Source organism: Mesorhizobium sp. M0833, from assembly GCF_040319905.1.
Taxonomy (GTDB): Bacteria; Pseudomonadota; Alphaproteobacteria; order Rhizobiales; family Rhizobiaceae; genus Mesorhizobium.
This window is the reverse complement of record NZ_JAMYOQ010000003.1, coordinates 96,554-121,959: the sequence shown is the minus strand read 5'-3', so window position 1 is coordinate 121,959 and position 25,406 is coordinate 96,554. Positions and strand designations below refer to the sequence as shown.

At 63.7% G+C, this 25,406-nt stretch carries 22 protein-coding genes, 1 tRNA gene and 1 pseudogene; 14 read left to right on the top strand and 10 right to left on the bottom strand.

Annotation, left to right across the window (positions count from 1 at the left end; translation table 11 throughout):
* Positions 1-146: 146 nt before the first annotated feature.
* The gene (gene mepK, locus NKH98_RS04655) at positions 147-1,991 is read left to right on the top strand and encodes a peptidoglycan L,D-endopeptidase MepK (protein WP_352647584.1); all 1,845 of its coding nucleotides are present in this window, start codon (positions 147-149) and stop codon (positions 1,989-1,991) included.
* An 83-nt stretch (positions 1,992-2,074) separates the two neighbouring features.
* Positions 2,075-2,148 (top strand) — tRNA-Gln (locus tag NKH98_RS04650).
* A gap of 52 nt (positions 2,149-2,200) precedes the next feature.
* Here NKH98_RS04650 and NKH98_RS04645 read toward each other — a convergent pair.
* Complete coding sequence (locus tag NKH98_RS04645) at positions 2,201-2,839, bottom strand: 2-dehydro-3-deoxy-phosphogluconate aldolase (protein ID WP_352647582.1); 639 nt, start codon at positions 2,837-2,839, stop codon at positions 2,201-2,203.
* A 169-nt stretch (positions 2,840-3,008) separates the two neighbouring features.
* Between NKH98_RS04645 and trhO the strand changes: the two genes are divergently transcribed.
* Positions 3,009-3,929: an oxygen-dependent tRNA uridine(34) hydroxylase TrhO gene (gene trhO, locus NKH98_RS04640; protein ID WP_502894196.1), complete on the top strand. Its 921-nt coding sequence runs from the start codon at positions 3,009-3,011 to the stop codon at positions 3,927-3,929.
* 21 nt (positions 3,930-3,950) lie between these two features.
* Here the strand turns inward: trhO and NKH98_RS04635 are convergent, their stop codons facing one another.
* On the bottom strand, positions 3,951-4,310 hold the full coding sequence (locus tag NKH98_RS04635) for a YybH family protein (protein ID WP_352506320.1): 360 nt from the start codon (positions 4,308-4,310) through the stop codon (positions 3,951-3,953).
* Positions 4,311-4,587: 277 nt separating this feature from the next.
* Here NKH98_RS04635 and NKH98_RS04630 point away from each other — a divergent pair, with 277 nt between their 5' ends.
* Entirely contained in the window at positions 4,588-5,334 is a 747-nt protein-coding gene (locus NKH98_RS04630; RefSeq protein ID WP_352896894.1) for a tellurite resistance TerB family protein, read from the top strand.
* 221 nt (positions 5,335-5,555) lie between these two features.
* On the top strand, positions 5,556-6,311 hold the full coding sequence (locus NKH98_RS04625) for an SDR family oxidoreductase (protein WP_352896893.1): 756 nt from the start codon (positions 5,556-5,558) through the stop codon (positions 6,309-6,311).
* A 23-nt stretch (positions 6,312-6,334) separates the two neighbouring features.
* Here the strand turns inward: NKH98_RS04625 and NKH98_RS04620 are convergent, their stop codons facing one another.
* Both NKH98_RS04620 and NKH98_RS04615 read right to left on the bottom strand, forming a co-directional pair.
* On the bottom strand, positions 6,335-6,715 hold the full coding sequence (locus tag NKH98_RS04620; protein ID WP_254816974.1) for a YciI family protein: 381 nt from the start codon (positions 6,713-6,715) through the stop codon (positions 6,335-6,337).
* Positions 6,716-6,737: 22 nt separating this feature from the next.
* Complete coding sequence (locus tag NKH98_RS04615) at positions 6,738-7,922, bottom strand: pyridoxal phosphate-dependent aminotransferase (RefSeq protein ID WP_352896892.1); 1,185 nt, start codon at positions 7,920-7,922, stop codon at positions 6,738-6,740.
* Positions 7,923-8,005: 83 nt separating this feature from the next.
* Between NKH98_RS04615 and NKH98_RS04610 the strand changes: the two genes are divergently transcribed.
* The 4 genes from NKH98_RS04610 to denD all read left to right on the top strand — a co-directional run bounded on the left by NKH98_RS04610 (position 8,006) and on the right by denD (position 11,035).
* On the top strand, positions 8,006-8,692 hold the full coding sequence (locus NKH98_RS04610) for a GNAT family N-acetyltransferase (RefSeq protein ID WP_352896890.1): 687 nt from the start codon (positions 8,006-8,008) through the stop codon (positions 8,690-8,692).
* A 111-nt stretch (positions 8,693-8,803) separates the two neighbouring features.
* Positions 8,804-9,787, top strand: a complete 984-nt coding sequence (locus NKH98_RS04605) for a cation diffusion facilitator family transporter (RefSeq protein WP_352896889.1) — start codon at positions 8,804-8,806, stop codon at positions 9,785-9,787.
* Positions 9,788-9,849: 62 nt separating this feature from the next.
* Positions 9,850-10,056: a hypothetical protein gene (locus NKH98_RS04600; RefSeq protein ID WP_352896887.1), complete on the top strand. Its 207-nt coding sequence runs from the start codon at positions 9,850-9,852 to the stop codon at positions 10,054-10,056.
* 1 nt (position 10,057) lies between these two features.
* Positions 10,058-11,035, top strand: coding sequence for a D-erythronate dehydrogenase (denD, locus tag NKH98_RS04595; RefSeq protein ID WP_352896886.1), 978 nt, complete (start codon positions 10,058-10,060; stop codon positions 11,033-11,035).
* A 25-nt stretch (positions 11,036-11,060) separates the two neighbouring features.
* Here the strand turns inward: denD and NKH98_RS04590 are convergent, their stop codons facing one another.
* The 4 genes from NKH98_RS04590 to NKH98_RS04575 form a co-directional block, all read right to left on the bottom strand.
* Positions 11,061-12,194, bottom strand: coding sequence for a nickel/cobalt transporter (locus tag NKH98_RS04590; RefSeq protein ID WP_352800174.1), 1,134 nt, complete (start codon positions 12,192-12,194; stop codon positions 11,061-11,063).
* On the bottom strand, positions 12,191-12,859 hold the full coding sequence (locus tag NKH98_RS04585) for a DUF1007 family protein (RefSeq protein WP_254816980.1): 669 nt from the start codon (positions 12,857-12,859) through the stop codon (positions 12,191-12,193). Before NKH98_RS04585 ends, NKH98_RS04590 begins: the two co-directional genes overlap by 4 nt.
* 86 nt (positions 12,860-12,945) lie before the next feature.
* Positions 12,946-13,845: a LysR family transcriptional regulator gene (locus NKH98_RS04580; protein WP_352478264.1), complete on the bottom strand. Its 900-nt coding sequence runs from the start codon at positions 13,843-13,845 to the stop codon at positions 12,946-12,948.
* Between the two features lies 1 nt (position 13,846).
* Positions 13,847-15,046, bottom strand: coding sequence for an amidase (locus tag NKH98_RS04575; protein WP_352896884.1), 1,200 nt, complete (start codon positions 15,044-15,046; stop codon positions 13,847-13,849).
* Positions 15,047-15,608: 562 nt separating this feature from the next.
* Here NKH98_RS04575 and odc2 point away from each other — a divergent pair.
* Positions 15,609-16,742, top strand: coding sequence for an ornithine/lysine decarboxylase (gene odc2, locus NKH98_RS04570; protein ID WP_352896882.1), 1,134 nt, complete (start codon positions 15,609-15,611; stop codon positions 16,740-16,742).
* 153 nt (positions 16,743-16,895) lie between these two features.
* Complete coding sequence (locus NKH98_RS04565) at positions 16,896-17,570, top strand: GNAT family N-acetyltransferase (protein WP_502894200.1); 675 nt, start codon at positions 16,896-16,898, stop codon at positions 17,568-17,570.
* A 60-nt stretch (positions 17,571-17,630) separates the two neighbouring features.
* On the opposite strand, the gene NKH98_RS04560 is transcribed toward NKH98_RS04565, so the two are convergent.
* Complete coding sequence (locus tag NKH98_RS04560) at positions 17,631-17,915, bottom strand: SCP2 sterol-binding domain-containing protein (RefSeq protein WP_352478267.1); 285 nt, start codon at positions 17,913-17,915, stop codon at positions 17,631-17,633.
* A 342-nt stretch (positions 17,916-18,257) separates the two neighbouring features.
* Between NKH98_RS04560 and NKH98_RS04555 the strand changes: the two are divergent.
* The 3 genes and pseudogenes from NKH98_RS04555 (at position 18,258) to NKH98_RS04545 (ending at position 21,936) form a co-directional block, all read left to right on the top strand.
* Positions 18,258-19,987 (top strand): annotated as a pseudogene (locus NKH98_RS04555) (chloride channel protein).
* Between the two features lie 147 nt (positions 19,988-20,134).
* Positions 20,135-20,554: a DOPA 4,5-dioxygenase family protein gene (locus tag NKH98_RS04550; RefSeq protein WP_352896881.1), complete on the top strand. Its 420-nt coding sequence runs from the start codon at positions 20,135-20,137 to the stop codon at positions 20,552-20,554.
* A 365-nt stretch (positions 20,555-20,919) separates the two neighbouring features.
* Positions 20,920-21,936: an aminopeptidase gene (locus NKH98_RS04545; RefSeq protein ID WP_352478429.1), complete on the top strand. Its 1,017-nt coding sequence runs from the start codon at positions 20,920-20,922 to the stop codon at positions 21,934-21,936.
* A gap of 395 nt (positions 21,937-22,331) precedes the next feature.
* Here NKH98_RS04545 and NKH98_RS04540 read toward each other — a convergent pair whose 3' ends face one another.
* Complete coding sequence (locus NKH98_RS04540) at positions 22,332-25,184, bottom strand: ATP-binding protein (RefSeq protein ID WP_352896879.1); 2,853 nt, start codon at positions 25,182-25,184, stop codon at positions 22,332-22,334.
* Positions 25,185-25,406 lie beyond the last annotated feature (222 nt).

Below are 25,406 nucleotides of genomic sequence, written 5' to 3'. Positions count from 1 at the left end.
CAATAAGCGATGATTAACCATTAGGATCGATATTCGGATGCACACACCACGCATCCGTTTGGTCAAATCCGGGGACAAAACGGCAGCCTGCAAGGCCTTTTGATTTGAACAGAATCGAACGACACGAAAACGGGCGGCATTATCACATGAGCGTCTGGCCGAGATGGCTGGCAGCGGTGATTGTTGCCGTCGGGTTCCTTGCAGCGGCGGCAACCGGCGCCAGCGCCGAGACACGTTCGCTGAAGCTCTATCATCTCCACACGCATGAAAAGGCGGAGATCGTCTACAAGCGCAACGGCCGCTACGACCAGGCGGGCTTGCGAAAGATCAACATCATCCTGCGCGACTGGCGTCGCAACGAGCCGACCAAGATGGATCCGCGCCTGCTGGACCTGGTCTGGGAAGCGTACCGGGAGAGCGGCGCCACCGATTACATCCAGGTCGTCTGCGGCTATCGTTCGCCGGCCACGAATTCGATGCTGCGCAGCCGCAGCAGGGGCGTCGCCGAGAAGAGCCAGCACATGCTCGGCAGGGCGATGGATTTCTACATTCCCGGTGTCCCATTGAAGAAGCTGCGTGATATCGGGCTCAGGATGCAGGGCGGCGGCGTCGGCTACTATCCCAGCTCCGGCTCGCCCTTCGTGCATATGGATGTCGGCAATGTGCGCCACTGGCCCGGCATCAGCCGCCAGGAACTGGCGCGCGTGTTCCCCAACGGCAAGACGCTGCATGTGCCGAGCGACGGCAAGCCGCTGCCTGGTTATCAACAGGCGCTCGCCTCCTACAAAGCCCGCAAGGGCGCCGGCGCGCCGGCCATTGAACTGGCCAGCGCAAGCGGCGGCAAAAAATCCCACGGGTTCCTGGCAGCCTTGTTCGGCGGTGGCGACGACGAGGCGGACGACAGCGCCGATGTGGCGATGGCCGAGCCGGCGCCAAAGCCCCGTAACGTGAAGCCGGCGCCGTCCGCCAAGAGCAGCAATCTGCCTGGTATTGCCATCGTGGCGCCTCAGGATGCCAAGCGCGCCGAGATTCCGGAAGTCGCCGATGCTCCGGCGCCTGAACCGGAGAACGACACGCCGGAGACGATCATCGCGGCATTGCCGGCGCGCAGCATTCCGCTGCCGGATTTTGCTCCGCGTCCGAAGACCGACGTCGGCGCTCAGCCGCCTGAAAACGTTCCGTTCGGCGTGGCGGATGCGGCTGGATCGACTGAACAGGCGGTGGCGACCGCGCAAACGCCGGCAAGCGTGGCGCCGGCAAATGTTCCGTTCGGCATGGCAGACGCGTCTGCCGCTGCCGGCCCGGTGCAGGTCGCGGCAAACAACATTCCCGTGCCGAGCTGGCGGCCCGATCATTCGCTGCCGGCCGACCTGTCGCCGGCGGGTCTTGCGCCGCAGGACAAGCAAGTGTTGCTGGCGCTGGCGAGTGCGGCAGAGCGGAGCAACACCGCCACCGACGCATTCTCGGTATTGCCGTCGGCGCGGCCCGACACTTCCCAGCCCGACGAGGTCAAGGCCGTTCTGGAAAGGGTCAGCGCGACCGACGAATACAAGGTCGCGTCGCTTTCCGAGCAAGCATCGGTGTTCGAGGAACCGGCTAGCGACGACCGGGCATCGAACGACGGGGCATCGCCGCGCGAGGCCATCGTTGCCCGCCCGGCCGGCTCCGATCCGGCTGCCGTCATCGGTGCAGGCGTGAAGACCACACGCAAGGAACCCAGGGCAACCGCCCGCGACCTGAAACCCGGCCCCAAGCCGGTGGTGGTCGCCGCCGCGCCGCAGGCCGCCCGTTGGGCGCTGCACAGCGGTGAGTATGTAGCAACCGTTTCAGATGCGACAACGGCGCCGCGCTACGCCTACGACTTCGTCCGTACGGCGCCGAGCGAGGTCTATACGGTAGGCTTCCAGCCGGGCAACGAGATGGCCGACGCCAACCGGTTCACCGGCAAGGCCGTCAAGTTCATGTCGGTGGCACGCTTCAAGACCGAGTAGGCCGCGCTCGGCACCTCGCGCGGCTGCCTCCACACCGGCACTGGCTTCCTTCATCCCGGGATGCTAACCAGCGGTCAGCGTTCTCCCGCTTCGTCTAATGGTAGGACAGCGCCCTTTGAAGGCGTGAATCGTGGTTCGAGTCCATGAGCGGGAACCAGCCGGGGAACCAGATCGGCCAAAAATCGGCGGCGACTTTGATGCAGAAGATGCTAGCGCCCGAGCTTGCTTGCCGCGCGTGCCAAGGCTTCGATCTCCTCCCATTTGCCGGCCTTGACCAGATCGTCCGGCGCCACCCAGGAACCGCCGACGCAGATGACGTTGGGCAGGCTGAGATAGTCGGCGGCGTTCTTGCCGGTGATACCGCCGGTCGGGCAGAATTTCACGTCGGCAAGCGGCGAGGCGAAAGCCTTGAGCGAGGCAATGCCGCCAGACTGTTCGGCCGGGAAGAATTTCAGAAAGCGCAGGCCGGCTTCGCGCGCGGCCATGACCTCTCCCGGCGTGATGGCGCCGGGCAGCAACGGCACATCGCTGTCCTTGGCTGCCGCGAGAAGCTCGCGAGTGATGCCGGGGCTGACGATGAATTTCGAACCGGCGGCCGCCGCCTCGCCGAACTGGCGGGCGTCCAGGATGGTGCCGGCGCCGACGACGGCGTTTTCGACCTCGCCCGCCACCCGGCGGATCGCCTCCAGCGCGTCGGCGGTGCGCAGCGTAATCTCGATCGCCGGCAGGCCGCCGCGGGCCAGCGCCCGGGCCAGCGGCACCGCGTCGGCAAGATTGGCGATCTTCAGCACCGGTATGACCGGCTGGCCGTTGAGGAGCGACAGGAGCTTTTCGGTCGTGCTGGGCATTCGTCTTCATCTCCTCGGTTGATCAAGTCGACCGGTTAGCAGAAGGCGATTTTTCTGTCCACGAAACGCGGCGTGTCGCGATGTCACGCGTGGCGTTCGAAACCTCCTCAGTCAGACCACTCCAGGCTCTGCCTTGATCCGGCTGTCGTGAGCGTTTAGTGGCTTGGTGATGACACTGCCCAGCCAAGCCTTCCGCGTTGCCGCGCTTTACCGCTTCGCCCGGCTCGACACCTTCGAGGTGCTGCGCGCGCCGCTTGCTGCCTTCTGCTGCGCGCGGGGCATCAAAGGCACGCTGCTGTTGGCGCGTGAGGGCATCAACGGCACGGTCGCCGGCAGTGAAACGGCAATCGCCGCGCTCATCGATCATCTCGAATCCATCGACGGTCTCGCCGGCCTCGAGATCAAATTCAGCAGCGCCGCAACGATGCCGTTCCACCGCATGAAGGTGCGGTTGAAGCGCGAGATCGTCACCATGGGCGTGGACAATATCGATCCGGCGGCAGGTGCAGGCACCTATGTCGCGCCGGCCGACTGGAACGCACTGATCTCGGATACGGACACCATCGTCATCGACACGCGTAACGCTTACGAGGTGTCGCTCGGCACCTTCAAGGGCGCTGTCGATCCCGCCACCACCAGCTTCCGCGAATTCCCGACCTGGGTCGAGCAGCATCGGCATGAACTCGACGGGCGCAAGGTCGCCATGTTCTGCACCGGCGGCATACGCTGCGAGAAGGCGACGGCCTATGTGAAGTCGCTCGGTTTGGAGCATGTGTTCCACCTCAAGGGCGGCATTCTGAAATATCTCGAGGATGTGCCCGCAGAACAGAGCCTCTGGCAAGGCGAATGCTTCGTCTTCGACGAGCGCGTTTCGGTATCGCACGGGCTGGTCGAAGGCGAGGCCGAACTCTGCCGCGCCTGTCGGCATCCGCTAGCCGCGGAAGACCGGCTGTCGCCGAGATATGCTACCGGCGTTTCATGCCCGCATTGCTTCGATGCCCGCTCGGACGAAGATCGCGCCCGTTACGCCGAGCGCCAGCGCCAGGTCGAGTTGGCGCAAGCACGCGGCGCCCGCCACATCGGAAGTTAGCTCACGTGAAGCAACTTCACGTCAAGCAACAGAGAAGCGATCGATGACCCACAGCCATGTCCCGTCGTTCTGCTGGCGCGCGACCTCGGTGGTGATCGTGCCGTCGGGAAGCCGGGTCGAGGTGAGCGCCAGGTCGCCATTGACGACAGCCGGACGCTGATCTCCGGATTGAAATTTTCGGCCGGTTGCGGTGATCTCCGCGAACAGCGCCCGGATGGCTTCGCGGCCGAACGTCAGCTGTCCGCCACCGCTGTCGATGACTGCATGCGGCTCGAAAAGCGCGGCCATGCCGTCAATGTCTCCGATCCATTGCCGTGAAATCAGCAGGCGCTCCAGTTCCTGGGGGTCGCGTGCCGGCTGGCGGTCTGTCTCATCGGTCATGCCAGGCTCCTTCCAAGCGACATGCCGCGACACTACCCGAAGTCGAGGGCGGTTTCGACACATCCCATGTCCCCAGCGCCGCGTGTTTTTTTGGGCGCGGCAGGAGGCTGCAGCACTTTGAGTTCCGCGTGAAATCCCAGCAGATGTCGGTGCGGGGTCATGCGTGGCAGCGGGTAAAAGGATGCACCCGTCATTGTAATGTCAAACTGCGGGACCTAGGTCTTCGACGTCCAAACCTGCCCGCGCACCTTCGGCCGGGCCAATTCTGGAGGCATAGATGTTCGATCCCAAGAAGCTCCTCGACGATCTGCTCGGCTCGCAAATTCCTGGCACCGGATCGACCGTCCGCGACAAGGCCGGGCAGGCGGTGCAGATGGCCAAGGACAATCCGCTTGCAGCCGGTGCGCTGGCCGCGGTGCTGCTCGGAACCGGCCCAGGCCGTCAGGTCACCGGTGCGGCGGTGAAGCTTGGTGGGTTGGCTGCGATCGGCGGCCTCGCCTACAAGGCCTACCAGAACTACAAGAACGGCAACGCGCCGGCCGAGACGCAAGCTGCAGGCGAACCGGAATTGCTGCCGCCGCCGGCCGATACCGCCTTCCATCCGTCGCAAGCGCCGCAGGGCGAAGACGAATTCACGCTGACGCTGGTCAGGGCGATGATCTCGGCGGCGAAGGCCGACGGCCACGTCGATGACGAAGAGCGGCAGAAGATCGCCGGCAAGCTCAGCCTCGCCGGCGTCGGCGCCGAAGCGGAGAAATTCCTGATGTCGGAACTAGAGGCGCCGCTCGATCTGGATGTGCTGATCGCAGGGGCCAAGACCGATGCGCAAAAGCTGGAACTCTACACCGCCTCGCGTCTTGCCATCGATCCGGACACGCGGGCCGAACGCGGTTATCTCGACCTGCTTGCCGGCCGTCTCGGCCTGCCGGATGCACTGGTCGACCATGTCGAGGCGACGGTGACGGCGGCGAAGGTGCCGGCAACGGGCAGCACAGCCAAGCCGGTCGCAGGCTCGCGCTGGTAGCTCGAAGAGGAAGCCTTGGAACTCGGCGCCGTTGGCGTTAGCTTCTCGTTAACCGAGGAAGCGCATGATTTCAGGCAGTCGGATCGGCTTTCCTCCTCCCATGCCCGGTTCGGATCAGGGGCGGTCGCCAACGGCCGCCCTTTTTGTGAGCACAGGCTTTGGGCCGGCTTGCCATGGTTCCCGCCATTTGCGATGCCTCATCCCTTTCAGGGAGTACAGCCATGACCGACCATAAAACCGCCATCGTCACCGGCGCCGGCACGGGCATCGGCAAGAGCGTCGCCACAGCGCTGCTCAAGGCCGGCTGGAATACGGTCTTCTGCGGTCGTCGCAAGCCAGTGCTGGAGGATGCGATCGCCGCGGCCGGGCCGACGCAGGCCAAGGCATTGGCCTTCGCCTGCGACATCAGCAAGGCCGATCAGGTCGACGATCTGTTCGAGACGGTGGCTGCGGCTTTCGGGCGCGTCGACCTGCTCTTCAACAATGCCGGCACGAGCTACAAATCGACATTGATCGACGACATCCCGGTCGAAGTGTGGAACGACATCGTCGGGGTCAATCTCACCGGCTCGTTCCTGTGTGCTCGCGCCGCGTTCGGCGCCATGCGTAGGCAGCAGCCGATGGGCGGCCGCATCATCAACAACGGCTCGGTATCGGCCTATGCGCCACGGCCGGGCTCGGTGCCCTATACGGCGACCAAGCACGCCATCACCGGGCTGACCAAGACGCTGGCGCTGGACGGCAGGCCCTTCGACATTGCTTGCGGTCAGATCGACATCGGCAACGCGCTGACCGACATGGCGCAAGCGATGACGGTCGGCGTGCCGCAAGCCAACGGCACCATTGCCGCCGAAGCGGTGATGGATGTCGAGCGCGTCGCCGAAGCGGTCCTCCATATGGCCAGCCTGCCGCTCGACGCCAACGTGCTGTTCATGACCGTGATGGCGACGAAGATGCCATTTGTCGGGCGAGGCTAAATTAGTCTCGACCCGGTCCTAAATCAGGGCCGGGTGACCGGAAGCGGCACGCCGGGTAAATATAGCGAAATCGGGCGGATTTCGTAGACTGCGGTCGGATTGACGCGGCGAAGGTCGCGCGCAATGTCGATAGCGGCGTCACGGTTGGCGCAGTCGACGACATAGAGTCCCAGCAATTGTTCCTTGGTCTCGGCGAAGGGGCCGTCGATAACCATTCCGGTGCCTGGCCCGCGCAAGGTGCAGGCGTCTTGTGTCGCGCCGAGCCGGGCCGCAGGCCCAAGGGTGCCTTGACGGTAGAGCCGATCGTTGATCTGGAGAAGATCGGTCATCAGCGCCGCATCCTGCTCAGGCGTCAGCGCCGTGATCGCTTCTTCCTCGTGATAGGCAAGAATGGCATAGAACATCTGGCGTCTCCTTTCGTCGTCTTCACTTCGCCAGGAACGCCTCGATCCGCTCCAGCGCGCGCAGGATGTTTTCTTCGGAATTCGCGTAGGACAGCCTGACATAGCCTTCGCCGAGAATACCGAAATCGGGGCCGCCGATCAGCGCCACGCCGGCATCCTCGAGCAGCGCCGAGGCGAGCTTCTTGGCCTTCCAGCCGGTCTTGGAAACATTGGGGAAGGCATAGAAGGCGCCTTTCGGCGTGATGCATGAAACGCCCGGCAAGGCATTCAACCCCTCGACCACGACCTTCCTGCGGCGGTCGAAGGCGCGCATCATCTTGTCGACGTCGTCCTGCGGGCCGTCGATGGCGGCTATGCCGGCATACTGGCTCGGCGCGTTGACGCAGGACCAGCAATTGACCGCCAGCTTGCGCACCTTGTCATAGAGATGCGCGCCCTTGTCGCCGTGCGGCCAGATCGACCAGCCCATGCGCCAGCCGGTCATCGCCCAGGTCTTCGACCAGCCGTTGAGGACGATCAGCCGATTACGGATTTCGGGGAAGGTGAGCAGCGAACAGTGCGTCTCGCCGTCATAGGTCATCACGTCGTAGATCTCGTCGGAGAGGATGGCGACGTCCGGGTGTGCTTCCAGGCCCCTGACCAGCTTCTCGATCTCGGCTCGGGGGGTGACGCCGCCGGTCGGGTTGGCGGGCGAGTTGAGGATCAGCAGCCTGGTCTTCGGGGTGATCAGCGCCAGTGTCTCCGCAGCCGAAAAGGCAAAGCCGTTCTCCTCGCGCATCGGCACCGGGATGGGGGCAGCGCCAGTGAACTCGATCATCGAGCGGTAGATCGGAAAGCCGGGATCAGGATAGAGAATTTCGGCGCCTGGCTCGCCGAACATCAGGATCGCCGCGAACATTGTCGGCTTGCCGCCGGGCAGGATCATCACCGCTTCCGGCGAGACTTCGACGCCGGTGGTGGCCAGTGTGCGGCGTACCACCGCTTCGCGCGTCGCCAGCAGGCCGTTGGCCGGCGTATAGCCGTGATGGCCGTCGCGCAGCGCCTTGATCGCCGCCTCGACGATATGCTGCGGCGTCTTGAAGTCGGGCTGGCCGATGCCGAGATTGACGATGTCGCGGCCTTGATGGGCCAATAATGTCGCCCGCGCGAGCACCGCGAACGCATTTTCCTCGCCGAGGCGGTCGAAGGCCGAAATCGTGTGGAGCATTTTTCCCGTCCGTGTGGTTCTTTCAGCGAGCGTGCGTTTTTGTGAGCGTCCGCTCACAAAAGTCAAACGGATTGGAGTCTTTGGTGTCGGAAAACCTTGAGAATTGGCAACCGCGCCCGCGGCCGGAACGCAAGGTGCTGGAGGGACGAACTGTCAGGCTTGAGCCGCTCAACGCTGAAAAGCACGGCGACGGCTTGTTTGAAGCATCTTCGGTGCCCGACATAGATGGCCGCTTCGCCTGGCTGCCCGACTACCCACCGCAGACCCGCGCCGCCTTCCAGCCTTGGCTGGACAAGGCCGAAGCCAGCGAGGACCCGCTGTTCTTCACCGTCATCGACAAGGCCAGCGGAAAAATTGCCGGACGCCAGACGCTGATGCGCATCGACGCCGCCTATGGCGTGATCGAGATCGGCAACATCTATTGGGGTCCGCTGATCTCGCGTAAGCCGGCGGCGACGGAAGCGCAGTTCCTATTCATGAAATACATCTTCGATGAGCTTGGCTATCGCCGCTACGAATGGAAATGCAACAACCGCAACGAGCCGTCGAAGCGCGCGGCGGAACGTTTCGGTTTCAAGTTCGAGGGCATTTTCCGCCAGCATCTTGTGGTCAAGGGCGAAAACCGCGATACCGCGTGGTACTCGATCATCGACAAGGAGTGGCCGGCATTGCGCAGAGCCTATGAGGCATGGCTCGATCCGGCCAATTTCGACAGCGACGGCCGGCAGAAGCGACGGCTCGAGGATTTTCGCGCTGAGTTCGGCGCCTGACCATGATCCCGAAAAGTGGACGCCGGTTTTCGGATAAGATCATGCTCAAACATGAAGACAGAGCCTTCCCGAGTCTGCCGGGATGGATCAGGCTCTAGCGGGAGCTCAAAGATGGCCCATACCCACGACCATGCTGCGCAGGGCCACGACCACAGCCATGGCGCAGGTCATGTGCACGGCTCGACCGACAAGAAGCGCGTGCTGATCGCTGCTTGCTTGACCGCCGGCTTCATGGTTGCGGAGACGCTGGGCGCCATCTTCACCGGCTCATTGGCGCTGCTGGCGGATGCCGGCCATATGCTTGCCGATTGCGTCGCGCTCGGCCTGGCCTGGTATGCCTTTCATCTTGCGAGCCGGCCGGCGACCGTGCGCCTCACCTACGGCTTCGGCCGGGTCAAGACGCTGGTCGCCTACACCAACGGCATCGCCATCTTCGCCATTGCGCTGTGGATCGTCTACGAGGCTTGGGGCCGCTTGCTAGCGCCGGCTCCGGTGCTCGGCGGGCCGATGCTGGTCGTCGCGATCGCCGGCCTGCTGGTCAATCTCGGCTCGTTCTACGTGCTGCACGGCGGCGACCGCGGCAGCCTGAATATGCGCGGCGCCATCCTGCACGTGCTCGGCGATCTGCTTGGCTCGGCGGCGGCGATCGTCGCGGCGCTGGTGATCCTGGCGACGGGCTGGACACCTATCGATCCGATCCTGTCGGTCCTGGTCTCGCTGCTGATCCTGTCCACGGCCTGGTCGCTGATGCGCCAGGCTGCCCACGTCCTGCTCGAAGGCGTGCCTGCAAGCCTCGACCGCGACCTGATCGCGAGGGACATCGAAGGCTCGGTCAAGGGCGTGCGCGAGGTGCATCACATGCATGTCTGGTCGCTCGACGGCTCCAGCAACATGGCGACGTTGCATGCCTGCCTCAACGACGGCGTCGACGCGCATATGGCGGTAAGCGCGATCAAGAAGCGGCTTGCGGCGGAACATGGCATAGCCCATGCCACGGTCGAACCGGAATTCGGTCAATGTGCAGACAGACATGAGCATGATGACGAGCACGAGCATGCGCATGACACGGCACCGCACCGCGGCCATTATCACTGACTTCGGGAGTTCTGGGCATTGGCAACGATCGACATGAACTCTCGCCGCCCTGGGGTCGCGTGATGGACCGCGACACCCGCAATGCGGCGATCGGCGCCGCCTGGGTTTTGCTGCTGTTCGGCATCGCAGCCTATTATCTTCCAACAGTGATGCTGGCGGTCGGCAATATCTCGACGGTTCTTGCCGGCGTCGTCGCGGCGATCTTCATGGTGGCAATCTTCGTCGTGTTCTGGCTGCGTAGCCGCAGCCAGCGCAAAAAGGGAAAGTGACATGCGCATTCTGATTACCGGCGCGGCAGGCATGGTCGGCCGCAAACTCATCGCCAGGTTGGCCAAGGACGGGGCGCTCGGCGGCCGCAGGATCGCCGCGCTCGATCTTCACGATATCGTGCCGCCGCAAGCGCCGGTGCTCGAAGGTGTCGGCATTACCCCCCACACCGGCGACCTTGCCGCACCGGGAGCGACCGCAAATCTGGTCGCGCTGCGCCCCGACGTGATCTTTCATCTCGCCGGCGTGGTGTCGGGCGAGGCGGAGGCCAATTTCGATCTCGGCTACCGCGTCAATCTCGACGGCACAAGGGCGCTGTTCGATGCCATAAGGCTGGCGGGGTTTGCGCCGCGCGTTGTCTTCACCTCGTCGATCGCCGTGTTCGGCGCCCCGTTTCCCGACGTCATTCCGGACGAGTTCCACCCGACGCCGCTGACCTCCTACGGCACGCAGAAGCTGATCGGCGAGGCGCTGCTTGCCGACTATACGCGCCGCCGTTTCTTCGACGGCATCGGCATCAGGCTGCCGACCATCTGCGTCAGGCCGGGAAAGCCGAACAAGGCGGCCTCGGGCTTCTTCTCCGGAATCATCCGCGAACCGCTGAGCGGCCATGAAGCGATCCTGCCGGTGCCGCGCTCCGTCGTCCACACACACGCCAGCCCGCGTTCGGCGGTGAATTTCCTGATCCATGCGGCTCAGATCGACGGCGCCGCCGTCGGGCCGCGCCGCAACCTGACGATGCCGGGCGTCGCCGTCAGCGTCGGCGAGCAGATCGAAGCGCTGGAGCGTGTCGCCGGCGCCAAGGCGGTCAAACTGATCCGCGAGGAACCCGACGAGACGATCTGGGCGATCGTCAAGGGCTGGCCGACACGCTTCGAGGCGCGGCGCTCGAGGGAGCTTGGCTTTGCCGCCGAAACGAGCTTCGACGAGATCATACGCGTCCATATCGAGGACGAGTTGGGCGGCAATATCCCTAGCTAAAGCGCCCCGATCGGACGCAACGAGGTCAGGCGCCAGTCAGGCTGGCCGAAAGCAGCAGCAGGCCGAACAGGAAGACGAAGGCGGCGCCGCCAATCTCGACGAAGGAATGGATGCGGTTGCCCATGCGGCCGTCGCCGGCGAAATACACCGCCCAGTTCTTCGCGGTCACCGCAAGCGTCGCCAGAGCCGAGACGGTGATTGCGGTGCCGAGGGCCATGGCCAGCACCGACAGGATGCCGCCGAACCATAGCCCGTTCAGCAAGGCGAAGCTCAGCACGATCAGCGCGCCGGAGCAGGGGCGGATGCCGACGGCAGCGACAGCCGACCAGGCCGTGCGCCAATCGAAGCGATCGCCGGAAAGCAGCGCCGGGTCGGGCGCATGCGAGTGCCCGCAGGTCTCGCAGACCTCGCCCGCGGCATGGCTGTGGTGATCGTGCGCAGCATGGGCGTGGTCGTGTGCGCCGTGGTCATGATGGTCATGCGGATGAAGCGCGTGGGAATGTGCCGCATGGGCATGCGCGGAATGTGAATGGCCGGCATGTGAATGGCCGGCATGGGCAGCCGAGAGGCTGTAGCCGGGGCTTGCGCCGAACAGGCGAAGGATGGCCGGGCCGGCCTTGCGCCACAGCAGCCAGGCGCCGAACAGGGTGACGAAGACATAGCTCATGATTTCGAGGAACCATGCGGCGTCGGTCATCGATATCGCGGTGCCGCGCAACACGAAATAGGCGAGCAGCATCACCACGATCGCGGTCAGCGCCTGCAGCAGGGCCGAGACGAAGGACAGCATGATGCCGCGCTTGAGCGCCACCTCATTGGCCACCATGTAGGACGAGATCACCGCCTTGCCGTGACCGGGGCCGGCGGCGTGGAAAATGCCATAGGCAAAGGACAGGCCGATGAGCAGCCACAGCTTGCTGCCATCCTGGCGCATCGCCTTCATCGCGCCGGCAAGCGCATGATAGAATTCCTGCTGGCGCAGATTGATCCACATCAGGATGTGGGCGAACGGGCCGGTGGCGGTTGGAGCCATGCCGTCATTGGTGCCGATGCCCAGCGAACTCTGGGCGTGGGCGGAGCCGAGAAAGTGCGTCATCACAAAGGCGGCGGCCACAAGACCGAATGCCAAACGCAGGGACGGTTTCGCCACTGGATCTATCCTTCCGGCTGACAGGTCAGTTCGAGCTTGGTGGCAAAGATCTTGCTCATGTCGGTACCTGTCGGATCGTTGAAGAAGGCCTCGGTCAGGGTCTTCTGGTTCTCGGCGATCGCCTCGTCCGGGTTGGGGCGGACAACCTTGCTGGTGCAGGCCGGCGGCAAGCCATCGACCTGCAGATTGGCATCCTCGGTGAAATCGATCGCGGTGTAGAAGGTCGGATCGTAGACGCCGATATCGATCTTGCCGCTAAGTTTGATCGGCACCTTCGGTTCGGATTCGAACAGGATGATCAGCTGGTCATTATCGAAATTGGCCATCAAATGCGGCGGCGGGGTCATTGCCACGTCCTTGCCGTCGACGGTGACGAGCTGGAAGTAGTTGAATTCGGCAAGCGAGGCATGGACGGTGTCGGCAACATCCTTCAGCTCTTTGTCGTCGAGCTTCAGGTCGGAATTCTTGTCGAACTCCATCATCACCGTGCTCGAAAACAAATCGTCGAACCGCCAGACATGGCGCAATGCCTTCACAGTTTGGTGATCCGGGCCCAGGACCACTTCGAGGCGGGCTTCGGCGAAGACGTGGGGATGCACCTCAGCCGGTCCGACGGCGGCAAACGTCGCGGTCAAGGCCGAAGCCAGCATGATGGCTTGCTGTTTCAGGTGCATTCTCGGTCGCGATTCAATCGGCTTCGGTGAATTGCCGACAGTTACCAGAAAGGGGGCGAAAATGGGACCGCAAGGCGGCTGAAAGCTCATGCGTTGTCCAGCGCCTTGAACCACTGCACCAGGAAGTCGACGAAAACGCGAACTTTCGCAGGCAGATAGCGCCGGTGCGGATAGACGGCGAAAATGCCGCCACCAGGCAGGATGCGGTCATCCAGCGCAGTCACCAGCTTGCCGTTTTCGATGTCGGGCGCGGCGATGAAATCCGGCAGGATGGAAAACCCCAAGCCCGCCACGGCCGCCGCCCTTGCCGTCATCGGGCTGTTGACCTCCATCGGGCCGGAGACCGAAACGCTCACCGTATCGCCGCTGTCGCCCTTGAAAGGCCAGTTGGTCAGCCAGCGGCCATTGGTGTCGATAATGCAAGGCACGCGGGCCAGATCCTGCGGCCTGACCGGCATGCCGTGCTTGGCGATCAGCTCGGGAGACGCGCAAAGCCGCACCGAAAACGGCGCCAGGCGCCTGGCGATCAACGAGGAATTTTCCAGCCGCGAAATGCGCACCGCCAGATCGAAGCCCTCCTCGACCAGATCGACGAAACGGTCGTCGAGTTGAACGTCGAGTACGATATCGGGATGCTGCTTGGCGAAGTCGATCAGCGACTGGCCGATCGGCGCGTCGGCGAAAGTGCGCGGCGCCGATAGCTTGATCCTGCCGCGCACGTCGCCGGAGGATTCGCGCACCGCATCGGCAAGGCTGTCGACCTCGCGCACGATCTCCGAGGCGCGCCGGTAATAGGTGTGGCCCGCCTCGGTCAGGGAGAACTGCCTGGTGGTCCGATTGAGCAGCAGCGCGCCGAGCTCGTCCTCCAGCTCGCGCACATATTTTGACAGCAGCGCCTTGGAGCGGCCGATCTTGCGTGCCGCCGCCGAAAAGCCTTCGGCCTCGACCACGTCGATGAAGGCGCGCATGCGGGTCAGCGTATCCATGTCATGCGCCTCCTTGGTGGGCTGAAAGGATGCGGGCGGCCAGCGCAATCAACTGCCGGTCGCTGTTCTTCGGACCGAGCAGCGAAAGGCCGAACGGCGCCCCGTCGACCTTGCCGAGCGGCAGCGTGATTTGCGGAAAGCCAGACAGGCCGGAAAGACACAGCAATCTCAGCGCGCGTTCGCGATAGGCCTGCAAATCGTCGAATGACGCGGCCTTGAGCGGCGCGGCACCCGGAGCGGTCGGCAGCACAAGAACGCCGTCATCGCCAAGTAGGCCGGCAAGCTCGAGGCGAAACGAAACGCGACGTTCCGTTTCACGTTGTGCGGTTGCCGCGTCGATGGTCGCGCCGTGCTCGAAACGCTCCTTGACCCCGGGTCCCAGCATGCGCTCGCCGCCGGCGATCCAGGCGCCGTGACTTTGCCAGGCTTCATAGCCTTGCAGCTTGCGGAAGCACCAATAGAGATCGTCGGTGGAATGCGACAGCGGGCCGACGGTGCGCGGCGCACCCAGCACCGAAGCGACACCGCGGACCATGGCGCGATATTCATCGGCCTCGTGCGGGCCGAGCACGAGGCCGTCCAGCGCATCGAGGGCAAGCGGGCGTGCCAGTTCGTGGGAATGCGGATCGTCGCCGAGCAGCAGCGTGCCGACCTTTTCGTAGATGATGATGTCGCTTGCGAACCAGCCGAACGTGTCCAGCGAAGGCGCCAGCGGCATGGCGCCGTCGAGCGAGATGCGGCCATGCGTCGTCCTGAGGCCGATCAGGCCGCAGAAGCTTGCCGGCGCTCGGATCGAGCCGCCGGTGTCCGATCCGGTTGCAATGTCGGCGAGCCCGCCGGCGACTGCTGCGGCGGAACCGGAGGACGACCCGCCGGTGACGCGGTCGGGTGCTGCCGGGTTGACCGGCGACGGGAAATGCGCGTTCAACCCAAGCAGGGAAAATGCGAGTTCGTCGGTCTGCGTCTTGCCGAGGAAGCGCGCGCCCGAATCAAGCAGCCCCTGGACGGCCGGCGCGGTCGCCATGGCCGGTGAAGCGTCCCGGTACTTCTGCGGGTTGCCGCAGCCGGTGCGGTAGCCGGCGACGTCGAAGATGTCCTTGACAGCCAGCCGCAAGCCGGCAAGCGGGCCGGATTGCGCATTGGCTACAGGGATTGGGTCAAGGTCGAGAAAAGCGTTCAGCGGGCCGCGAGTGCCTGTCATGCGTTCGATATCCGGATGTGCTTGCCGCAGCATTTTTCTTCTGGTTGCCGCAGCATTGTTCGATGCCACAAATTTTACAACCTGCCATACGATTTTTATTGATTGTGAAATCTTTCGATCTTATATCGCGCTTGCCCAAAGTCGCACGTGCCTGTGGGTGTCCGCCGATCCTCGAATGGTGAGGGCAATCGGTAAGGTAACTGGAGCCAACCCCTCCAGTCGGTTTAGCGGCCAACCGCCAACCGAGGACACCTTGAAGCAACGACGGTGCGGGCCTTTCTGGTGTTCTGCCGGTCGTCCAAAGACCGGGGTTACTGAAGAGGCACACCTTCATTGCCGGCAGTGCGGACGGGTCTCCCATCCAAGCCAAGGCAGACAAAGCGAACCGAGGCCGGGCAAGGCCAAGGTTCACCGCCGCGAGACGGCGCTTCATGGTTCCGGGGTCTCCACCGGCTGGTTCCATGGATTTGACGTCCCGCCTTTGTCCACCGCGTGTTCGCGGGGCCGAGAGCCCGCGTCCGCAAGCCTTTGTGCGCGCCGAAAGGCGCTGATGGAGAGACCGATGGCTACCCAGCGCATCCTTGACTTTCTCGCCACCCGACGCCCGAACGGCCCGTGCCTCGTCGTCGACCTCGATGTCGTGCGCGACAATTTCCGCGCCTTCGAGAAGGCGCTTCCCGATTCCAAGATCTACTATGCGGTGAAAGCAAATCCGGCGCCGGAAATCCTGCGCCTGCTTGCTGCGATGGGCTCGTCCTTCGACACCGCTTCCGTTGCCGAAGTCGAGATGGCGATGGACGCCGGTGCGCCGGCGGACCGCATCTCCTTCGGCAACACCATCAAGAAGGAGCGCGACATCCAGCGCGCCTACCAGCTCGGCATCAAGCTGTTTGCGGTGGACTGCGTCGAGGAAGTCGAGAAGATCGCACGCGTCGCTCCCGGCGCCCGTGTGTTCTGCCGCGTCCTGACCGATGGCGAGGGCGCCGAATGGCCGCTGTCGCGCAAGTTCGGCTGTGTGCCGGCGATGGCGGTCGACGTGCTGCGCCATGCCAAGGCGCTCGGCCTCGACGCCCATGGCGTGTCGTTCCATGTCGGCTCGCAGCAGACCGACCTGACTGCCTGGGATCGCGCGCTGGCCGATGCCAAGAAGGTGTTCGCGACGCTGGCCGACGAAGGCATCGTGCTGAAGATGGTCAATATGGGCGGCGGCTTCCCGACCCGCTATCTCAGGGATGTGCCGGTGGCGCAGGCCTATGGCCAGGCGATCTTCTCGGCGCTCAGGAAGCATTTCGGCAACGCCATCCCCGAGACGATCATCGAGCCGGGCCGCGGCATGGTCGGCAATGCCGGAGTGATCAAATCGGAGGTCGTGCTGATCTCGAAGAAGGCCGACAACGACAATGTGCGCTGGGTGTTCCTCGACATCGGCAAGTTCGGCGGTCTCGCCGAGACGATGGACGAGGCGATCCGCTATCCGATCGTCACCGCGCATGACGGCAGCGAGACCGCGCCTTGCGTGCTCGCCGGCCCGACCTGCGATTCGGCCGACGTGATGTATGAAAAGACGCCGTATCCGCTGCCCTTGTCGCTGACCATCGGCGACGAGGTGCTGATCGAGGGCACCGGCGCCTACACCACGACCTACGCCTCGGTCGCCTTCAACGGCTTCGAGCCTCTCCGATCCTACGTGATCTGACGGCTTCGGCCCTCAGATCACCCCGAGGTGGGCGCCTGTCGCCCGCCCGGGTTCGCCTGTGGAACAGATCTCCGCTCGTGAAGGATCGCGGAAATGGACATTGTAGATTTCATTGTTGAAGGCGCCGCGGGAATCTCCCCCCTCGAAGGGGAGATGGCCACGAAGTGGCCAGAGGGGGTCGCCGCGCGTGAAGCGCCGACGTTCTTCGTCCACGATAGGGTGTCGCGTCAGGACGTGCCGACCCCCTCTGTCGCCTGCGGCGACATCTCCCCCTCAAGGGGGGAGATAACCGGCGCTTTTGCGATCGTCGCCGAAACTGCGGCAGATATTGCATCGCGCGAGGCTTTGCTCGATCGCGCCATGGGGCCGAAGCGCCGGAAGAAGTCGTCGGAAAAGCTGCGGCGCGGCCGCCGGCCGTCGGAGGGCCTGGCCTTTGTCGCGCGCGACGCGTCGGGCACTGTTGCCGGCACGGTACGGCTGTGGGACGTGGTGCTGGGCGAAGGTGGCAAGGCAGCGTTGCTGCTCGGCCCGCTTGCGGTCGACCCGGCGCTGAAAAATGCCGGCATTGGCTCGGCGCTGATGCACCACGCGGTCACTGAGGCCGAGCGCCTTGGCCATGCGGCGATCCTGTTGGTCGGCGACGCGCCCTACTACGAGCGCTTCGGGTTTTCGGCCGCGAAGACCGGCCCTCTGGCCATGCCGGGACCTTACGAACGGCACCGCTTGTTGGCGCTGGAACTGGTGGAAGGCGCGCTCGACGGCGCGCAAGGCACGCTGAAGGCGGCCGGGCGCAAGCTGAAGGCTCCGCGGCTGCCGCTCGCTGCGTGACGGATCTGAAACAAGCCGCCCATTGCACGGCGGCTTGTTTTCATCCCCGACCGGAGTGGATCAGCCGATCAACTGGCTGAGCGCCATGGCGACGCTCATGTCGCCTTCGACCTTTATCTTGCCGGACATGAAAGCCATGGTCGGGTTGAGATCGCCTGAGATCAGCGAGTCCAGATCGTCGAGCGACAGCTTTATCGTGCAATCGGCCGGCGCATCGGTGGTCGAGACATCGGCGCCGTCGATGACGATGACGCCGTCGCTGCCGGTGTCGAATTTCACGGAGCGATCGAACCCGGCGCTCGCCACGCGCGCGCTGATCTTGTCGGCAATCTCCTGAACGCCCATGGCGGTTCTCCTCGTCTCGTTGCGTTTGTCGCACATTGGCACTTCGACCCGGGACACTTCGATCTGGCCGAAGTCGCCGTCTTGCGCATTTCGCGATCACGGTCGCCGGCGCATATAGCTTCGGGTTGACGTTTACGTCAACGCGGCTCGCCGAGATGAAGATGGGGTTTATCGCCGCAGCATCACGCGGGCATGACACCTTGGCGGCCGGCATGTTGCCATGCGATGTTGCCGGGCGTATCAGGCACCACTCCCCCTTGGATATCGGCGAGCCGCCCGGTGCTTTCCAGAAACGAACCGCCCAGAAACGAACCGCAAGTCTATGCCCGCCGGTTGCGCGCGGTGCTGATCAGATCTATCCCGCTGCTCGAGGCACGCGGCATTGCCGTGGTCATTCTGGCGGCCCTGGTCGGGGTGATGGCGGGTGCGCTGGTCACCGGCATGAGCGGACTGGTGCAGGTCCTGCATGGGCTTATGTTCGGCGTTCAGCCCGGCGGTCGGCTTTCGGCGATGTTTTCGCTGCAAAGGCCGGAGCAGGCGCTGATACCGGCGATCGGCGGCATCTTACTCGGGCTGACGGTGATCTGGCTGAGAAAGCGGAAGTTCCGCACGCCGGTCGATCCGATCGAAGCCAATGCGCTTTACGGCGGCCGCATGTCGCTGACCGACACCTTCATCATCGCCGGGCAGACGATGATCTCGAGCGGCTTCGGCGCTTCGGTCGGGCTCGAGGCCGGCTATACGCAGGTGGGTTCGGGCCTGGCGTCGCGGCTGGCGCGCTTGTTCAGGATGCGCCGCAACGATGTCCGCATCCTGGTCGGCTGCGGTGCCGCCGGCGCGATCGCCGCCGCCTTCGACGCGCCGCTGACCGGCGCCTTCTACGGTTTCGAGCTGGTCATCGGCATCTACTCGGTCGCCAATGTCGCGCCGGTAATGGCCGCCGCGATCTCAGCCTCGCTGACCGCCGAGGTGTTCGGCGGCGTGCCGTTTCCGCTGGAGCTCGCCGGTCTGCCGGCGCTCACCGTCAGCCAGTATTTGCCGTTCATGCTGCTCGGGCTTCTGGGCGGCGGCGCTTCCATCGCCATCATGCATCTGGTGAGCAAGATCGAGCGCGTCTTTGCGCGGCTGTCGATCGACGCCTCGCTGCGCCCAGCCATCGGCGGCGTGATGGTCGGGCTGATGGGCCTGGTCACCCCGCAGGTCCTGTCCAGCGGCCATGGCGCGCTGCACCGCGAATTCGCAATGAATTACGGGCTGGCCGTGGTGGCCAGCGTCTTCGTGCTGAAGCTGGCGGCGTCGGCGATCTCGCTCGGCTCCGGCTTCCGCGGCGGCCTGTTCTTTGCCTCGCTGTTCCTCGGCGCGCTGCTCGGCAAGATGTTTGCCGGCGCGATGGCGTTCGTCTCGCCGGCGACCGGCATCGACCCGGCCGTCGCCGCCGTCGTCGGCATGACCTCGCTCGCCGTAGGCGTCGTCGGCGGCCCGTTGACGATGACCTTCCTGGCGCTGGAATCGACTCGTGACCTGACGCTGACCGGCGTGGTGCTGGCCGCCTCGCTCATGGCGGCGATCCTGGTGCGCGAAACTTTCGGCTATTCCTTCTCGACATGGCGTTTTCACCTGCGCGGCGAAACCATCCGCAGCGCGCATGATGTCGGCTGCGCAGCCTGACTGTCGGCTCGATGATGCGAAAGGATGTCCGCACCATCGACGCCTCGACGACGCTTGCGGAATTCCGCAAGCAGATGCCGCTCGGTGCCTCGCAGCGCGTCATCGCCGTCGACGCCGACCTGCATTATGTCGGCGTGCTGATCGTCGCCGAACTGCACAGCCATTTGTCGGACGACGAGATGCCCGTGCTGTCCTTCGTCAAGTTCAAGGACGCGGTGCTGGTGCCGAGCATGAACGTGCAATCGGCCGCCGAGACTTTTCAGCGCGCCGGCGCCGAGGAATTGGCGGTGGTCGAGGATTTCACCGACCGCAAGGTGGTCGGGCTGCTGACCGAAGGCCATCTGATGCGGCGCTATGCCGAGGAACTCGACAAGGCCCGGCGCGATCTGTCGGGCGAGGGGTAGCGCACGTGACAGGCCAAGTCTTGGTCATCAATGGTAGTGAGACGGTTGTCCCGGTTTCCCCTGCGAGAGGCGGCATCAACGCAGCCTCGACAAGGTCGACCTTCCATGCTTCGGGTCTGCCGGTAATCATCGAAGGAGAGCATCAAGGTGAACGAAGACGCCGCCAGTCCAAGGCCGCTTTCGGAAATTGCCAGCTATCACGCGCACATCTACTATGACGGGCGGGCCGAGCGGCAGCATGCCGAATGGCTGCGCCTGCGTATCGGCGAGCGTTTCCGCGTGCGCCTGGGCAATTGGCGCGACGAGAAAGTCGGCCCGCATCAGCAGGCCATGTACCAGGTCTCCTTCGCCACCGGGATTTTCGCTACGCTGGTTCCATGGCTGATGCTGAACCACGGCGGCCTGAGCATCCTCATCCACCCCAACACCACCAACCCCAAGCGCGACCATCTGGTCGACCCGATCTGGATAGGGCGGCCGTTGGGGGTGAAGGGCGAGGTGCTTGGCGAGGAGGATGAGGCGGAGGAGGCGCTGGAGGTGAATACGCAGCCGACGGTGGGGGTGTAGCAGGGCAATCGCATAGGGCAACCAAGGTCTTCGCTCTACGAGTACCCCCACCCCTAACCCCTCCCCACAAGGGGGAGGGAAACTTCTGTTGGCGCTGACCTCGGCAAATTGCATGCCTTTCAATGCCAAGGAGGACGTAAAGGTGCGCGGCAGCGTTCCCCCCCTTGTGGGGAAGGTTAGGGTGGGGGCCTCCTCGCAAGAATCTCATATGCGGTTGTCGGGGCGGGCGAAGAGTGCGGTAACTTTGGGCCGGTGTCTGCTTGACGAAGATCGGTGCTCTGTTTGAGAACGGGAGCTGCATGGGCAGACAAGCAAGCGGTGGGGCGACTGTGAGGCGCGTTCTTCGAATACTGGCCGCGCTGACCATGGCGTTCGGGGTGGCCGGCTGCACAAGCATTTCCTACTACGCGCAGTCGCTGGAGGGTCATGTACGGATCATGGCGGCGCGCAAGAATATTGGAAGACTGATCCGTGATCCTTCGACGCCCAGGGCATTGCGCAGCAAGCTGACGTCGGCGAGCGCCATAAGACAATTCGCGACAGATGAACTGGCTCTGCCTGATAACAGCAGCTACCGCAGCTACGTCGACATCCACCGGGACGCTGTGACCTGGGCCGTTTTTGCCGCGCCGCAATTCTCGCTCGCGCCGAAAACATGGTGCTTTCCGGTTTTTGGCTGCGTTCCGTACCGGGGTTACTTCTCCCGGAAATCCGCGACGGACAGCGCTGTCGCGCTTCAGAGACAGGGGCTGGACGTCTACGTCACAGGCATCACCGCCTATTCCACGCTGGGCTGGTCCAGCGACCCGCTGCTCAGCACCATGCTTGGTCAGGACGACACCTATCTCGCAAGCCTTGTCTTCCATGAACTGGCGCATCAGCGCCTCTATGTGGAGGGCGATTCCGCGTTCAACGAGGCTTTCGCGGTTGCCGTCGAAACCACCGGCACAAGGAAATGGCTCCGCGCCGCCGGCGATCGGGCAGGATTGCGCCGCTACGAAGTCGCTCGCAAGCGCAACGCCGATTTTCTCAAACTGGTGGCGAAAACGCGCGACGAGCTGGCCCAGATCTATGGAGGTCCCCGTACCCCGCAGCAGATGGCGGCCGCCAAGGCAGCGGCGATCGACAGGCTGCGGATGCGCTACCGGCACATGCGCGACCGGCGCTGGGCCGGATACCGGGGATACGACCGCTGGTTCGATACGCCGATCAACAACGCCAAGCTCGCCGCGACTTCCGTCTACGGCGAACAGGTTCCGGCATTTCTCCGCCTGTTCGACCTGTGTTCCGGCGACTATCCAAGGTTCTACGCGTCTGTTCGACGGATCGCGGACAAACCGTCCCGCGCCGAAGCGCTGAAGGCGGTGAAAAGCTGTGATTGAGTTGAACAGGCGCGGCGGGCTGGGTATCCACCCCAACACTACCCGCCGCGACCATCTGATCGACCCGATCTGGATAGGCCGGGCGCGGGGGTGCACACAGGGAGATTCTCGGCGAGGACGACGAGGCGGAAGAGGCGCTGGAGGTGAATACGGAGCCGACGCTGGGGGCGTAGGGGGGGCGGGGTAGCCCTTCGGTATGTGAGGTTCGGCGTCGGAAATCGCGTGTGCCTGCAGTGCAGTTCAGGCTGGCATGACCGGCCGCTTTGCGCCCAATACCAGTCACTACGACAGCGCCGTTCCTTCGCCAAAAGCGGCCATCACGAAATTCACAGGCCAAGCAACTTTACTCCCAAAGCAGAGGTCATCATCAGTGAAAGAAGTTTCGTTGACGATTGCTACTTCAGCGTAGCTAGAAGGTGCTCGGCAGCCTTAACATCCGCAGTGTCCTGGCCCTCAACGAAATGCTCCACGACTGGTTGCAAGAGCTCGCGAGCGCTATCCGCCTCCCTTCGCCCGGCCATCAGCGTCGCCATGTCGGTTGCGGTTCGCAACTCCCATGCCCGTGCGCGCTGACTTCGGCTCAACTCCAGTGCCTGCATGAGGTAGGCGGCAGCTTCATCACGGTTGCGCTCCGACTGGAGAATGAGGCTTCCCTTCATCCGGAGCAACTCCGGGAGGTACAATTGATCGCCGTTCTGTTCGACTTGACCAAGCGACTCGTCGATCAACGCAATGGCTTCATCAACCTGACCGGTCGCGGACAGTCCCCTAACTAGCGAGAGATTGAGCGGCGTCGTGAGCAATTCATAAGGCGCCGCGTGGAGCTTCTGAAGAGATGTCTGCAGGCCCTCGACGCCGCTTTTTGCATCGCCGTGACGGATCGCGACTTCGCTTTTGAAGCCCCGACCGACCAGCAGGTAAGGAGTCATGGAATGGGATTCCGCGCGAGCGATGAGCATATCTATGTACGCCTCGGCGCTCTTCAGGTCGCCGGTCCAAAGGAAGACCGATATCGCCCAGATCAACGCGATCGCCAACGTTAGAGAATGATCCATGGCGGCAGCCTCTTCGACGGCCTGTCGGGCGTGTGCCATGGCTTGATCCGGATGGCCTTGTAGCCAAAGGTTCCTCGCCAGGATGGCCCTGGCCAGGATTTTGCCTTCGAAGCCCAGATAGATCGTCGTGGTCCGCTGGGAGCGCGGCCCACGGTCGAGCGCCGCCTCCAGCTCTGCGCGGGCCTGCGCGAGGTCGCCTCGCAGGTGGAGCGAGATGCCCAGGATCGAGTGTGCCAGCGCGCTGGCGACCGAGTCGTCCAAGGTCGCGGCTGTGGCTGAACAACGCCTTGCAAACTCAAGGGCGGTTGCGAAATTGCCCGTCCGCAGATGGAACATGTTGAGCGGCCCCAACAGACGCACCCGGTCCAGCGGATTGCCGCGCTCCTCGGCGATCGCCAGGCTCCTCTCCAGAGCTACGCGCGCCCTGTCGCGTCCTCCCCGCATGAACATGAAGGACACGCCGAGGGCTGCCTGAAGATGCATCTCGTCAAGTCCGCCGCGGGCGGCATCGTCGAAAGCGAATATTGCTCTTTCAGACCAGCGATGACACTCCGGTAACAAGGACATTGCCAGGAAAACCGGCGCGACAGCGGTGGCGAGTCCGACGCCGATGTCGGCGTTTCCGCTGTCGCCGAAGCACCATTCCAAGGCAGCCCGGACATTGTTGATGGCGGCGAAGTGAGGCGCCCGCTCCTCACCGGTCGCCAGGCTTGGCCACTCGATCCCGGTCTGCTCCAGCCATCTCCGATAGTAGGCGGCGTGGCGCACTGCCAGATCGGCAGCCTCGGCGTCATCGATCGGGATGTCGAGAACGTAGGCGCGCGTCGTATCGAGGAGCCTGTAGCGCATCATTGCTCCGACCGGACGCGTCGCCACGATCGATTTGGCGACAAGACTGTCCATGGCGCCAAGGACGGTCGATCGGTCGAGGGTCGCGCTCGTCACCACCTCCAGTGCGGCATCGAGCGTGAAATGACCGACGAATACAGCGAGCCTGCGAAGCACCACGCGCTCAAGGTCGGTCAGGAGCCCCAAGCTCCAGTCTAGTGTCGCCTGCAGGGTTTGCTGACGCGGCGGCGCGGTCCGCGAACCGAGCCACAGCAGTGTCAGGCGTTGATCGAGAAGCGCGGCGGTCTGTTGCAGCCCATAGGATTCGACGCGCCTGGCCGCCAGTTCGATCGAGAGCGCCACGCCGTCGAGCTTTCGACAGATGCTTGCGATGAGCAGGGCTTCCGCATCGCTGACGTCCAAACGAGCGCCGCCTGCCACCGCTCGTTCGACGAACAGTTGGGTGGCCGGGAAGGTCTGGACAATGGCCGCCGTTAGTCCAGGTTCGTCGGGCGGATAGGCAAGCGCATCCAATCGATAGATATGCTCGCCCTCAACCCGAAGCACCTCGCGGCTCGTTGCCAGAATGTGGACCTGTGACGTCGCATCGACGATGCTTGCTGCCAAAGGCGCCACCGCATCCAAGAGATGCTCACAGGTATCGAGGATCAAGAGAATCCGCTTGTTGCGCAAGTAAGCGATTAGGTTGGGCGTGGCATCTTCTGTTTGAACGGACAGCCCAAGCATCGAGGCGACGGCTGTCGTCACCAGACCGGGATCACCGATCATTCCCAGATCGACGAACAGAACTGCCCCATAAAATGCGTCGATCAGATGATGCCCGACTGCGATCGCGACGGTGGTTTTACCGACACCGCCGGCGCCAACGATGGTGACGAACCGCGAAGCATTCAGCTGCGCCGACAGCTTGAGAACGTCCTCATCCCGCCCGACCATTCTGCTCAAGCGGTTTGGAAGATTCGCATGCGGAAACCCAGCGGCGATGAATGGGGCTTCGTCGTGTGTGCTTGATCGCGAGACCGGTGCAACGAAGCAATAGCCGCGCCCCGGAAGCGTCGCGATGTAACGCGCGCCATCCTTTCCATCGCCCAGCGCCTTGCGCAGCCCGGTCATGTGGAACCGCAGGCTGCCTTCCTCGACAACCACATCGGGCCAGACCCGCGACATCAGATCCTTCTTGCTGACGACTTCATTCGGCGCGGAAGTCAGGACGATGAGAATTTCAAGGGCGCGCGAGCCCAACTCTACGGGAGCGCCCTCTCTTGTCAGGAGCCTTTCACCCGCAGCCAAGCAGAAAGGGCCAAACGACAATCTGTCTTTGGCCTGACTTGCCGTTATCGTCATGGCGTCTCTTCTTTTGGGAGCCGCCTGCACCCAGCGCCTCAGTTTAAGTCAAGGAACGCTCCCGCACCATAGGGAGTCTCCACTGTCTGGCCCCTCCTATCTGCTCAAAAAAGCGGCTGGCGGGCAGCGACTAACAAGAGCTCACGACGCATAACGGGCTAATCCCATCTCCCGGGGGTACGTCAAGCAGTGCAGATCGCATCCATCAACCCCAGGAGAGTC